Below are 12,317 nucleotides of genomic sequence, written 5' to 3'. Positions count from 1 at the left end.
AGATCGTCTAAATCCGCCGTTAACGAGAGGGAAAGAATGGATCGCCTGTCGACCTTGCTCACTCACTTCGGCATTGCCGCCGATACCTTTCACAGCGGCCTCCTGCGGGGCCAGGCCGAGGTCACCGGCCTGGAGCCATGCGGACACGCGCACCTGCTGAAAAGCGGTCGGGTCAACCTGGAGAGCGGCGGCAAGCTGCTGCGCATCGAAGAACCGAGCCTGATCCTGATTCCGCGCCCCCTGCCCCACCGCCTGATCGCCTGCAACGCCGACGCCGCCGAACTGGTCTGTGCGTCGTTGCGTTTCGATGGCGGTATCGACAATCCCTTGTCCGTGGCCTTGTCCGAGACCATCGTGATGCCGCTCGCGGCGGTCCCCATGCTCGAGGGCACCCTGGACTGGCTGTTCGCTGAAGCCTTCGCCGAACACTGTGGCCGGGAAGCGGTGATGAACCGCCTGTTCGAATTGATGGTGATCCAGTTCCTGCGGCACATGATGGCCTACCACAGCATGACCACCGGGATGATGTCGGGCCTGGCGGACCTGCGCCTGGCCCGCGCCATGACCATGCTGCACAACCAGCCGGAACGGCCCTGGACCGTGGCGGACCTGGCGCTGGAGTCGAATATGTCGCGCGCCAGCTTCGCCGCGCACTTTCACAAAGTGGTCGGCCAGACTCCGGCAGACTATGTGCTCAGCTGGCGCGTCAGCCTGGCCCAGAAGCGCTTGCGCGAGGGCCGGCCGATTGCCCTGATCGCCGATGAGGTCGGCTATGAGAGCCCGTCGGCGTTGGCGCGGGCCTTCCGCCGCAAGATCGGCGAAAGTCCCCGGGAGTGGTCGGCTCGACAGTCAGCCGAGTAAAAGCTGGCGCCCCTTGAGCGCTGTCGGGCCGGGCACGCCGGGGCACTTTCGCCAGGTCGATCGATCAGACCCAGGAAGACCGTCAGTTGCCCGCTGCACCGGCAACACACCCCATGGACCGATACAAGGATCAGTACACCGCTATGTTCGAACACCTCGACTTCAATTACCTGCTCGCCACCTACGGCTATTGGGCCATCTTCATCGGCTGCCTGCTGGAAGGGGAAACCATCCTGATCCTCGGTGGGGTGGCCGCGCACCAGCAGGTCCTGCACCTGCCACAAGTGATCTTCTGGGCCAGTCTCGGCGGGATGCTCGGCGATCAGGCGCTATTCTGGATCGGCCGCTATTTCGGCGCGCGCCTGCTACCCCGCCTGCATCGCCAGCAGGCCGCCATAGAGCGGGTGACGGGACTGATTCAACGGCATCCGCTGAGCTCGATCTTTGCCGTGCGCTTCTTGTATGGAATGCGCCTGGTGGGCCCGATGGTGATCGGCGCCAGCCGGCTGTCGCCGCTGCGCTTCAGCCTGATGAACCTGCTCGGGGCCCTGGTCTGGGCCACGCTTTTTGCCACGGCCGGCTATTGGGCGGGAGGCTTTCTGGAAAGCCTGCTGGGCAATCTCAAACCCTATCGCCTGCCCATTGTCATCGGGGTAGTGGTGATCGTCGCCGGAGTCGCCCTGATCCGCCATCTGCGGGCCAGGGCGCGGGAACGCCAGAAGGTCTGAGCCGGGCTCAGACCCGGAAGCGCCCGACCATTTCCTGCAGCGAGTTCGCCAGCCGGGACAGTTCGTGGCTGGCTGCGCTGGTCTGGTCGGCCCCGGTCGCCGAGCGGATCGACAGGTCACGAATGTTCACCAGGTTACGGTCGACTTCCCGGGCGACCTGGGCCTGTTCTTCCGCCGCACTGGCGATCACCAGGTTACGCTCGTGGATTTCATGCACCGAGGCCGTGATGGTCAGCAATGCCTCACCGGCCCGCTCGGCCAGCGTCAGGGTGCTGGCGGCACGGGCGGTACTGGTGTGCATCGATTCCAGGGCCAGGGTCGAACCGCTGCGCATGCCGGAAACCATCTGTTCGATCTCCTGGGTCGACTGCTGCGTGCGATGGGCCAGGGCCCGCACCTCATCGGCCACCACGGCAAAGCCGCGTCCACTCTCGCCGGCACGGGCCGCTTCGATAGCGGCATTGAGCGCCAGCAGATTGGTCTGCTCGGCAATGGCCCGGATCACTTCCAGCACCTTGCCGATGCCCTGCGATTGATCGGCCAGCGAACGCACCAGTTCTCCGGTGCGCCCGACATCCCCGGACAGGGCGCTGATGGCGCCGACGGTTTCACTCACCCGTTCCTGGCCGAGCCGGGCCGATTCGCTGGATTGGAGCGTGGCATCGGAAGTGGACACGGCATTGCGTGCCACCTCCTCCACTGCCGTAGTCATTTCATTGACCGCCGTGGCCGCCTGTTCGATTTCGTGGTTCTGCTGTTGCAGGCCCTCGTTGCTGCCCAGGGTGATCGCATTCAGCTCGTCCGCCGCCGTGGCCAGCGTGGTCGCGGAACTACTGATGCCCTGCAAGGTGTCGCGCAAGGTCTGCTGCATGGTGGCCAGGGCTTCGAGCAGGTGACTCACCTCATCGTCACCGTGGCTCTCGATGTGTTGAGTCAGGTCACCACGCGCCACATTCTGCGCCGCGTTCAGGGCCTGCCCCAGAGGCTTGACGATACTGCGCGTCAGCAGCATCGCCAAGACCACGGTGGCCAGGGCCGCCAGGACAATGAACAGGATCACGATCATCCGCGAGTTGCTGTAATGCTCTTCGGACTTCTGGCTCTCGGCCGCCACCTGCTTGGTAAAGAGATCGGCCAGGTCGCTCAGTTGCTTGCCGGAACCGTCCACCACGGTTTTCATGTCCACCAGCAACAGCTTGATCAGTTCGTCGCGCCGGCCCTGCTCGGCCAGGGTGAAGGATTGGGCAATACCGGCACGGTAAGCGGTGAAGGTTGTCTTGAACTGGTCATACAACGCCCTGGCCTCGGGGGTGGTGACCAGTTTGTCGTAAGCGACGATCCGTTCGCTCAACTCCTTGTCGCGCACATCCATCTGACCGCGGTACACCGCGATGTTCTTCGGGTCCTGGTCGAGGGCCATGCGCAGGGAGATGGTGCGGATCCGCAACATAATCTCGCGAATCTCGTCGCCGCCACGAATGCTCGGCAGCCATTGGGTTTGCACCGCCAGCTCGCCTTCGCGGATGTTCGACATCTGGCCCAGGGCAAACACCCCGAGCCAGGCCACCAGCAGGGCGATCAAGGCAAAACCCAGCGCCGCTCGAGGTGCGATATTCAGTTGACGAAGAAACATGGCGACCGCCTTTTTATTATGGCCCGGGGTCCGTGACCCTCAGCCCTTAGCTCCAGAGTTGGCAGGCTATCGGCACGTTGTATGACAACTTGAAATAATTGCCGGAGAATTTCGCGTGTGCAAAAAAAAGAAAACCCGCCGAAGCGGGTTTTCTTCAAAGCATTCCGACATCCCGTCGGTGGCCTCCATGGCCTGGCTTGATCGTCCTTGACCCTGCACACATCCTTGCGTAGCAGCGATGGGTACAGAATAAGCCCGGCCATGAACGACCAACAGAGGAGATAAGTGTCACGCCATGTAAGCCTTTCGCCATAGTTGGATCCAATCCTCGCTGACGGCAGTTGAGCCGCTCATGGCGCCAGGGCCTGCATGAGCGGGCGGTCACGGCCGGCTTCGGCGCTGTCATCGGACAACACCTCGGCCTGCAGAACCCCCAGTTGCGTGAGGATTGCTTCCCATTTCGAACGATCCTCGGCGACAAACCCGTGGAGGGCCTTGGACAGGACCCGCGCGAAGAACAGCTGTTTCTCGGTATCCAGCCCCTGCTGCAGCACCTTCGCCACTTCAGCGAGCATCTTGCCTCGGGCTTGCTCGTCGCTGCCGCGCGCCGCCGCTCCACGGCGATTGCGCGACGGCGCCACGGGATCATCGGCGAACCGGCTCAAATGGAGATTGACGCTGATGTGCGCCACAAGCGCAAAGGTAATCGTGGCCAGGTCGCGTTGCCAGCCGTGGTGCAGCTCGGCACACACCCCCTGCAAGCGCAGATAGGTCGCGGACAGCGGCAGATCCAGGTCTTTCCAGGCGTCGCTCGCCAGACAACGGCAGACCGCATTCAGCGCGGCGTCAACGTTCTCGACTGCCAGGGAAGACGCCCAGACATTCCCCGTCACGTGGTTATCGCCGGGCTGGACCTTCTCCACCAGAAAGATCAGCGAGGCCTGATACAGCGTCCGGCACAGCTCGCGCAGTTTCTGGATATCGCCTGCACGCAGGCCCGGATAAGCAGCTACCAACACACAGGGTTGCGCGGTCATATCAGACTCCTGGCGGGCTCAGTAGGCACCTCGAGTGTTCGATTGGGCAGTTTCAACACGTGGGGAGAACCTCTTCAATCAGCACGGCATGCAGGGAGGACAACGGCTTCGATACTAGCGATCTGATGTCTTCTTGATCAGGACAAGTTCGACTAGAATCCACCGGACTTTATTGCTCGAGCGACCAGTAAAATGCAGGTTCAGAGAGCCGTGATCGCCGCCATCGAGTTCCTTCCGGGCGAGCCACTGGTGCAACAGATCGTCGAACGGTTCTCGGCAGCCATCAGCCAGGGCGCCCTGCCGCACAGGAGCAAGTTGCCGCCGATTCGCGAACTCTCGGAACTGCTGGGGGTGGGCAAGTCGACGGTGGTCGAAGCACTGGACCGGCTGCGGGCCAAGGGTTTGATCACCTCGCGCCAAGGCTCGGGGCACTATGTCTCACGCCTCAGCGCCGCAGTGCAGGCCGGCGTCGGCCGTGAGCTGCTGCCACAAGACACCCTGAGCGTGGTTCGCCGTGGCCTGCTGCTGGACAACGGCGCCTTGCGTCCCGGCTGCGGCTTCCTGCCCTCGTCCTGGCTGCCCCGCGAGGAATTGCTCAAGGCCGCTCGCGGCACCCTGCGGGCAACCACCCTGCGCATGGGCGAAGTCGGCGTGCCCGCCGGTTACCCGCCATTGCGCCAGGCCCTGCGGGTGAAGCTGTCGACCCTGGACATCGACGTTCCGGTGGAGCAGATCATCACCACGGCCAACACCCTGCAGGCGATCGACATGCTCATGCGCCTGTTGCTCAAGTCCGGCGACACCGTACTGCTGGACGATCCGTGCTACTTCAACCTGCGTTCGAACCTGCTACTGCACGGCGCGCGGATCGTCAGCATCGCCCGCGGCAGTGACGGGCTGGACTTCAACCAGCTCGAACAACTGCTCGTGAAGCATCGTCCGGTGCTCTATCTGACCAACAGCACACTGCACAATCCCACCGGCCATTCCTTTTCCCCGGCCCAGGTCTATCGGTTGCTGGAGCTCAGCCATCGCTATGGCTTCCATATCATCGAAGATGATCTGTATGGCGATATCCAGCAGAAACAGACCCCGCGCCTCGCGGCGGCCGGTGGCCTGGACAACATCAGTTATGTCTCGGGATTCACCAAGATACTGAGCGCCAACAGCCGGGTCAGCTACCTGGCCCTGCGGCCGGAGCTGGCCGCACGCATGGTCGACCTGAAGATGTCGAGCGGTTGCGTGACCTCGGAGCTGGTGGAACAGATCATCTATCGGATGCTCAGCGACGGCAGCTACAGCCGCCATGCCCGGCGTCTGGTCGATCGTTTGTATAACGCCAATAACCGCGTGGCGCGCTGGCTGGGTGAGGCCGGCTGTTCGGTATCGTCCTGCCCGGGCGAAGGGTTGTTTATCTGGGCGCGCCTGCCGGCCGGGATCGATGCCGAGGCCCTGGCGCGCAAGGGCCTGGAGAATGACCTGGTGCTGGCGCCCGGCACCTTGCTCAGCAGCGGTCCCGAGGCCTCGTGCTTCCTCAGGTTCAATGTCGCCCACAGTGATGACGAACGGGTCCGCGAAGGATTTCTGCGCCTGCTGGAGGCCTAGGCAAAAAAAGCCCCGCGCTTCTGCCGAAGGCGGGGCTTTTTCATCAGCGGGTGAACCCGTTCGTTCGCGGACTCAGTGCGCGTAAGTCAGCAGCAACTCACTCGGCGCCTTGAAGTCCAGCGACATCATCACGCTCAGCGCGGTGATGGTGAAGATCGAGAACACGAACAGCTTGCGTGCCCAGACCGTGTCATCCACGGCCTTGTAGCCGGTCCAGGCCATGTACAACCAGTACATGCCCATGGCCGCGGCCACGGCGAGGTAGCTCATGCCGGCATAACCGCTGAACGTCAGCATCAAGGTCGCGCCGAGGAAGGCCAGGATGTAGAGCAGGATGTGCTTCTTCGCCACCAGGATGCCGCGCTTCACTGGCAACACCGGAATCGATGCGGCCAGGTAATCGTTGAAGCGGAAGATCGCGATCGCGTAGGAATGCGGCATCTGCCACAAGCTGAACATCACCAGCAACGTCAGGGCAGCCATGTCGAAGCTGTTGCTTACCGCCACGTAGCCGATCACCGGTGGCATCGCCCCGGACAGACTGCCGATCAGCGTGCCGTGAACCGACTTGCGCTTGAAGTACAGGCTGTAGAAGCCGACGTAGATGACAAAGCCGATCACCGCGAACAGCGCCGCCAACGGGTTGGCGACGCGGTACAGCAGGACCACGCCGGCGATCCCGAGGACGCTGGCGTAGATCAGGGCCAGTTTCAGGGACATCAGCCCCTGGACCAGCACCCGGTTCCTGGTGCGCTCCATCTTCAGGTCGATGTCACGGTCGATGCAGTTGTTGAACACGCAACCGGACGCCACCACCAGCGAAGTACCGATCATGGCCGCCAGGAAGATGGCCAGATCGACATGCCCCTTCGAGGCCAGGAAGAAACCACCCGCCACAGAAAGCACGTTACCGAAAATGATCCCCGGTTTGGTGATTTGGATAAAGTGCTTGAGCGACATCGGGTTTACCTCACTTCGCCATCATGACGGTGTGGATGCTGAACATGATCCACAGCGACAGACCCACCAGCAGGACAATCACCAGTGCCGCGAAGATAAACGCCACCACGTTGTTACGCTGCGCCGCGGAACGGTCCAGGTGCAGGAAGTACACCAGGTGCACCAGCACCTGGATCACGGCGAAGGCCAGAACGATCCACAGGGTCGCCGCCTTGGGCAGCGATGGGTACATCACCAGGCCGAACGGAATGATCGTCAGGATGATCGACAGGACAAAGCCGACCATGTAGGACTTCACGCTGCCGTGGTTGGCATCACTGGAATGCTGTGCATTAGCCATTTACAGAGTCCCCATCAGGTAAACAACGGTGAATACACAGATCCACACGACGTCCAGGAAGTGCCAGAACAGGCTCAGGCAGCTCAGGCGGGTGGTGTTGCTTGGCGTCAGGCCGTTTTTCCAGACCTGGTACATCATCACGGCCATCCAGATCAGGCCGCTGGTGACGTGCAGACCGTGGGTCCCGACCAGGGTGAAGAAACCGGACAGGAAGCCGCTGCGGTTAGGACCGTAGCCTTCTTCGATCAGCTTGTGGAATTCGTTGATTTCCATGCCGATGAAGCCCAGGCCGAAGAGGAAGGTGATCGCCAACCAGAACAGGACCTGACTTTTCTTGCCCTTGAACACCGCCAGCATGGCGAAGCCGTAGGTGATCGAACTGAGCAACAGGCAGGCGGTTTCGCCCAGCACGTACGGCAGTTCGAAGATGTCGTGGCCCGACGGGCCACCGGCGACGTTGTTAACCAGCACCGCGTACGCTGCGAAGATCGACGCAAACAGGATGCAGTCGGTCATCAGGTAGAGCCAGAAACCGAAGACGGTCATCTCGCTCGTATCGTGGTGGTGGTCATCGTGCCCATGGTCATGGCCATGGGCGTGTCCAGCATGAGTCACTGCATTCGACATGGTTTAAGCCTTTTCCAGCGAAGATTCAACACGGGTGGCAGGAGTCACTTTCGCTGCCGCCAGCACCTTGTGCTGTTCAGCTTCGATACGCTCGATGACGTCCACTGGCACCATGTAACCCTGATCATCACGCGAGATGTGGATGATGAAATAGATCACGGTACCGGCCAGGCCAGCGATGGCCATCCACCAGATGTGCCAGATCATCGCGAAACCGAACACGGTCAGCAGAGCGCCCATGACCAGGCCGGTCGCGGTGTTGTTCGGCATGTGGATCGGCTGGTAGCGCTTGGGCACCGAGTACGCGGTACCGTCTTCCTTGGCTTCGGTGAACGCGTCGACCACATCGGCTTTCGGCAGTTCGGCGAAGTTGTAGAACGGTGGTGGCGAAGAGGTCGACCATTCCAGGGTATGGCCGTTCCATGGGTCGCCGGTCACATCCATGTTCTGCTTGCGGTCACGCACGCTGACATAGATCTGGATCAATTGCGAAGCGATACCGAAGGCGATCAGAATGGCACCGAACAGCGCGACGTACAGGTAAGGCACCCACTCAGGGTTGGTGCTGGCGTTCAGGCGACGGGTCATGCCCATGAAGCCCAGAGCATAGAGCGGCATGAACGCGACGAAGAAGCCGGAAATCCAGAACCAGAACGCTGCCTTGCCCCAGCCTTCGTGCAGCTTGAAGCCGAACGCTTTCGGGAACCAGAAGCTGAAGCCGGCGATGTAACCGAATACCGCACCACCGATGATCACGTTGTGGAAGTGCGCGATCACGAACAGGCTGTTGTGCAGGACGAAGTCAGCACCCGGGATGGCCAGCAGTACGCCGGTCATGCCGCCGATGGCGAAGGTCACCATGAAGCCCAGGGTCCAGAGAACCTGGCTGGTGAAACGCAGGCGGCCACGATAGATGGTGAACAGCCAGTTGAAGAGCTTCACCCCCGTCGGGATCGAGATCAGCATGGTCGCCAGGCCGAAGAAGGCGTTGACGTTGGCACCCGAACCCATGGTGAAGAAGTGGTGCAGCCAAACCATGAAACCCAGCACCGAGATCGCGCCGCTGGCGTAGATCATCGAGTGGTGGCCGAACAGTTTCTTGCCGGAGAAGGTCGAGATGACTTCGGAGAAAACCCCGAACGCCGGCAGGATCAGGATGTACACCTCGGGGTGACCCCAGGCCCAGAACAGGTTGACGTACATCATCGGATTTCCACCCAGTTCATTGGTGAAAATGTGGAAATCCATGTAGCGGTCAAGCGTCAGCAAAGCCAGTGTCGCGGTGAGGATCGGGAACGAAGCGACGATCAGCACGTTGGCCCAGGTGCAGGTCCAGGTGAAGATCGGCATGTCCATCATCTTCATGCCGGGGGTACGCATTTTCAGCACGGTGGCCAGGAAGTTCACCCCGGTCAGCGTCGTACCCAGCCCTGATAGCTGGAGCGCCCAGATATAGTAATCCACCCCGACGCCCGGACTGTATTGCAGGCCCGACAGCGGCGGATACGCAACCCAACCGGTCTTGGCGAATTCGCCGACACCCAGGGAAACGTTGATCAGCACCACGCCGGAAACCAGCAGCCAGAAACTCAGGGAGTTCAGGAACGGATAGGCCACGTCACGCGCACCGATCTGCAGCGGCACGACGATGTTCATCAGGCCGGTGAAGAAAGGCATCGCCATGAAGATGATCATGATCACACCGTGGGCGGTGAAGATCTGGTCATAGTGGTGAGGCGGCAGGTAGCCAGGCGAACCCTCGGTGGCCATGGCCAACTGGGTCCGCATCATGATGGCGTCGGAGAAACCGCGCAGCAGCATGACCATGGCCACGATGATGTACATGACACCGATTTTCTTGTGGTCGACCGAAGTCAGCCACTCGGTCCACAGGTAGGTCCACTTCTTGAAGTAAGTGATCGCCGCGAACAACGCCAGGCCACCGACGGCAATCATCGCCAGCGTGATCATGACAATCGGTTCGTGGAACGGGACCGCTTCCCAACTTAATTTACCAAACATCGTTTACTCCTCTGCCCCGGCAGCTGAATGCGAGCTCATGTCCATTCCTTCCGTCGCGGCCACTTCTTTCTTCTCGTGCTCGACCGGCTTGCCTGCTTTCATACCTTCGTACTTGTCGACGATGATCTGGAACAGGTTCGGTGTAACGGAGGAATAAAGCGCGACCGGATTGTCCTGGCTTGGCTTGGAAAGGTCCGCGTATTCAGCTTGTTCAAGCTGTTTAGGTGCCTTCTTGACCTCAGCTACCCAGGCATCGAAATCCGCCTGGCTGGTTGCGGTCGCTTTGAATTTCATACCGGTGAAGCCGGCGCCGCTGTAGTTGGCGGAAATCCCTTCGTACTCATGATTCTCGTTGGAGATCAGGTGCAGCTTGGTCTGCATACCGGCCATGGCGTAGATCTGACCGCCCAGGCCCGGGATGAAGAACGAGTTCATCACGCTGTCGGAAGTGATCTTGAAGTTCACCGGGGTCTTGGCCGGGAAGACCAGCTTGTTGACGGTGGCAATGCCTTGTTCCGGGTAGATGAACAGCCATTTCCAGTCCAGCGCGACCACTTCGACGGTGATCGGCTTGACGTCGGATTCCAGCGGACGATACGGGTCCAGGGCGTGGGTCGACTTGTAGGTGACGATGCCCAGGAACAGGATGATGATCGCGGGAACGGCCCAGACCACGATTTCGATCTTGGTCGAGTGGTTCCATTTCGGTGCGTAGGTGGCGTCCTTGTTCGACGCGCGGTATTTCCAGGCGAAGGCAAAGGTCATCAGGATGACCGGCACCACGACCAACAGCATCAGCAGCGTAGCGGTGATGATCAGGTTACGTTCGTCCAGGCCCACCTGACCCTTCGGGTCGAGCAAGGTCATGTTGCACCCTCCCAGCAACAACGTGCCGAGCAGTGGCAATAAGCCTAAGAATCTGGGATACCTTGTTTTACTCATCTCACGACCTCTAAAGCAGCTTGCGCAATGCAGTTGGGTTTCGATAGCCAACACTTCACCCTGCCAAGGGTTGGCAATTTTTTCCGATTGAATAAGGGCCTGTCCGTCGCGCCAATCGCTGATCGGCACCTCTGGAACGGGCGTGAGTTCTTATTCGATTTCTTGGGTCATAGGCCTTGTTACAGACCAATTCCATTTGGTGCGGATACTTGGAAAGGTTGCCAGCACCAGGGGTCGCATGGCGCCCTTGCGCCCTTCAACCGCCCTATTGCGCTCAGGCAGAGCGGCGCCGGACATTCAGTGCGGCGATTGTAGTTAGGTCGCGTTTTATAAACCACGTCTCATCCTGAAATATTTTTTATCAAATCACGCAACAATCATTAACCATTTTTGCAACGATCATGAATCGTATCGCTTTTCATTCTCAACAAAAAGCCGTGAACCGCTCTTTTGTTCGACAACTGATCCGTCCTGAAATCGCCCTGCCAAACGCCTTGAAAGGGGCTCTGGCCCAAGCGTGACGGGGCATTGAGTAGGTCTTTGGTGCGGATAGGGGCGACGCCTGCACAGGTGCGGAACACAGGAGGAACCAGGGAACTTTTTCGAGGGTGGCTGTCAATCAGAAGATGACATCGCGGTCAGAAACAAGCAGTGCGACACCTGCGACGTGACAATATGTCGCAGTTTTTTCAGCCCTTTTCTTGTCCGCCATCAAGGCGCTTTTATCGCGGCTGGCGAACATAAAAACGCCCCGATCTTACATGAAAGATCGGGGCGTTTTTCAAGGGGCAGCGGCTGGGATCAGCCGCAAGGGCTCACCGCCGTAATCAGCGGTTTTTCCGCCGATTACGGTAGATACCCACCGGCACCAGCAACACCGTCAGCACGAAGGCCACCAGCGCCCACTGCGCCAGGGACAGGCCCAGCACCGGCGGATACGGCGTCTCGCAGAAACCCTCGACCTGGAAGCCCAACGGGAAGACCGACGCCAGGGGCAGGCCATCGACGATCGGTTGCAGCACGTCGATGCCGCAGCTCACCGCCGGGTTGGCCTGGATATAGACGTGGCGACCCGCGGCAATGATGCCGCCGACGGCACTCAGCCACACCAGCACCTCCAGCACCGTGAGACTGCGCCGGGTGCGCATGCCGGCGCCGATAAAGGCAAACAGGGCAATGAACAGCAAGGCATAGCGCTGCAGGATACATAGCGGACAAGGCAATTCGCCCAGCACCACCTGCATGTACAAGGCACCGCCGATCAAGGCGAGGCAGACCACCCCCAGCAGGACCAGAAAGCGCTTTTCCCGTCCCAGCCGCATCATTTCGTCAGTCATCCCGTTTCCCTTTGACTCGTTGTTGGATCGGCCCTGGGGCCGCGCAGCGTGCTGCGGCATCGAACCGAGGTTGTATCCCATAGGCCCACAGGTCGTAATCCACTCGTTTCAACCCGGCGAACCTGCTTCGTCCGCAAGTCTACACGTTGACCATGACCTTTGAGCGTATTGAACACACCCCGCCAGCGTCTGCGGGAGTATGGGTAAACCACCACAAATTCGCCG

11 protein-coding genes are annotated in these 12,317 nt (G+C 60.4%); 3 read left to right on the top strand and 8 right to left on the bottom strand.

What is annotated here, in order from left to right; genetic code table 11:
• Positions 1-36 precede the first annotated feature (36 nt).
• Both M5B96_RS21240 and M5B96_RS21235 read left to right on the top strand, forming a co-directional pair.
• Positions 37-861: an AraC family transcriptional regulator gene (locus M5B96_RS21240; RefSeq protein ID WP_248798977.1), complete on the top strand. Its 825-nt coding sequence runs from the start codon at positions 37-39 to the stop codon at positions 859-861.
• Between the two features lie 143 nt (positions 862-1,004).
• Positions 1,005-1,589: a DedA family protein gene (locus tag M5B96_RS21235; protein ID WP_248799024.1), complete on the top strand. Its 585-nt coding sequence runs from the start codon at positions 1,005-1,007 to the stop codon at positions 1,587-1,589.
• 7 nt (positions 1,590-1,596) lie between these two features.
• On the opposite strand, the gene M5B96_RS21230 is transcribed toward M5B96_RS21235, so the two are convergent.
• Both M5B96_RS21230 and M5B96_RS21225 read right to left on the bottom strand, forming a co-directional pair.
• A complete protein-coding gene (locus M5B96_RS21230) occupies positions 1,597-3,222 on the bottom strand; it encodes a methyl-accepting chemotaxis protein (RefSeq protein ID WP_248798976.1) in 1,626 nt (541 codons plus the stop codon).
• A gap of 350 nt (positions 3,223-3,572) precedes the next feature.
• Positions 3,573-4,259 (bottom strand): hypothetical protein, encoded by a 687-nt coding sequence (locus M5B96_RS21225; protein WP_248798975.1) that lies wholly within the window; start codon positions 4,257-4,259, stop codon positions 3,573-3,575.
• 192 nt (positions 4,260-4,451) lie between these two features.
• On the opposite strand from M5B96_RS21225, the gene M5B96_RS21220 reads away from it, so the two are divergent.
• Complete coding sequence (locus M5B96_RS21220; protein WP_248798974.1) at positions 4,452-5,864, top strand: PLP-dependent aminotransferase family protein; 1,413 nt, start codon at positions 4,452-4,454, stop codon at positions 5,862-5,864.
• 72 nt (positions 5,865-5,936) lie between these two features.
• Here M5B96_RS21220 and cyoE read toward each other — a convergent pair whose 3' ends face one another.
• The 6 genes from cyoE to M5B96_RS21190 all read right to left on the bottom strand — a co-directional run bounded on the left by cyoE (position 5,937) and on the right by M5B96_RS21190 (position 12,092).
• Positions 5,937-6,824, bottom strand: coding sequence for a heme o synthase (gene cyoE / locus M5B96_RS21215; protein WP_248798973.1), 888 nt, complete (start codon positions 6,822-6,824; stop codon positions 5,937-5,939).
• A 10-nt stretch (positions 6,825-6,834) separates the two neighbouring features.
• A complete protein-coding gene (gene cyoD / locus M5B96_RS21210; RefSeq protein WP_248798972.1) occupies positions 6,835-7,164 on the bottom strand; it encodes a cytochrome o ubiquinol oxidase subunit IV in 330 nt (109 codons plus the stop codon).
• Positions 7,165-7,791, bottom strand: coding sequence for a cytochrome o ubiquinol oxidase subunit III (gene cyoC, locus M5B96_RS21205; protein WP_248798971.1), 627 nt, complete (start codon positions 7,789-7,791; stop codon positions 7,165-7,167). It abuts the gene before it with no gap.
• Between the two features lie 3 nt (positions 7,792-7,794).
• Positions 7,795-9,813, bottom strand: coding sequence for a cytochrome o ubiquinol oxidase subunit I (gene cyoB / locus M5B96_RS21200; protein ID WP_248798970.1), 2,019 nt, complete (start codon positions 9,811-9,813; stop codon positions 7,795-7,797).
• Between the two features lie 3 nt (positions 9,814-9,816).
• On the bottom strand, positions 9,817-10,755 hold the full coding sequence (gene cyoA, locus M5B96_RS21195) for a ubiquinol oxidase subunit II (protein ID WP_248799023.1): 939 nt from the start codon (positions 10,753-10,755) through the stop codon (positions 9,817-9,819).
• Positions 10,756-11,582: 827 nt separating this feature from the next.
• The gene (locus tag M5B96_RS21190) at positions 11,583-12,092 is read right to left on the bottom strand and encodes a disulfide bond formation protein B (RefSeq protein WP_248798969.1); all 510 of its coding nucleotides are present in this window, start codon (positions 12,090-12,092) and stop codon (positions 11,583-11,585) included.
• Positions 12,093-12,317 lie beyond the last annotated feature (225 nt).

Source organism: Pseudomonas sp. MWU13-2105, assembly GCF_023242315.1.
Lineage (GTDB): Bacteria > Pseudomonadota > Gammaproteobacteria > Pseudomonadales > Pseudomonadaceae > Aquipseudomonas.
The sequence above is the reverse complement of the archived record's forward strand: the minus strand, read 5'-3'. Positions and strand labels throughout refer to the sequence as shown.

Bases quoted from the DNA above. Each gene is read 5' to 3' on its own strand.
- M5B96_RS21240 (WP_248798977.1), top strand. From the start codon at position 37: ATGGATCGCCTGTCGACCTTGCTCACTCACTTCGGCATTGCCGCCGAT.
- M5B96_RS21235 (WP_248799024.1), top strand. From the start codon at position 1,005: ATGTTCGAACACCTCGACTTCAATTACCTGCTCGCCACCTACGGCTAT.
- M5B96_RS21230 (WP_248798976.1), bottom strand. From the start codon at position 3,222: ATGTTTCTTCGTCAACTGAATATCGCACCTCGAGCGGCGCTGGGTTTT.
- M5B96_RS21225 (WP_248798975.1), bottom strand. From the start codon at position 4,259: ATGACCGCGCAACCCTGTGTGTTGGTAGCTGCTTATCCGGGCCTGCGT.
- M5B96_RS21220 (WP_248798974.1), top strand. From the start codon at position 4,452: ATGCAGGTTCAGAGAGCCGTGATCGCCGCCATCGAGTTCCTTCCGGGC.
- cyoE (WP_248798973.1), bottom strand. From the start codon at position 6,824: ATGTCGCTCAAGCACTTTATCCAAATCACCAAACCGGGGATCATTTTC.
- cyoD (WP_248798972.1), bottom strand. From the start codon at position 7,164: ATGGCTAATGCACAGCATTCCAGTGATGCCAACCACGGCAGCGTGAAG.
- cyoC (WP_248798971.1), bottom strand. From the start codon at position 7,791: ATGTCGAATGCAGTGACTCATGCTGGACACGCCCATGGCCATGACCAT.
- cyoB (WP_248798970.1), bottom strand. From the start codon at position 9,813: ATGTTTGGTAAATTAAGTTGGGAAGCGGTCCCGTTCCACGAACCGATT.
- cyoA (WP_248799023.1), bottom strand. From the start codon at position 10,755: ATGAGTAAAACAAGGTATCCCAGATTCTTAGGCTTATTGCCACTGCTC.
- M5B96_RS21190 (WP_248798969.1), bottom strand. From the start codon at position 12,092: ATGACTGACGAAATGATGCGGCTGGGACGGGAAAAGCGCTTTCTGGTC.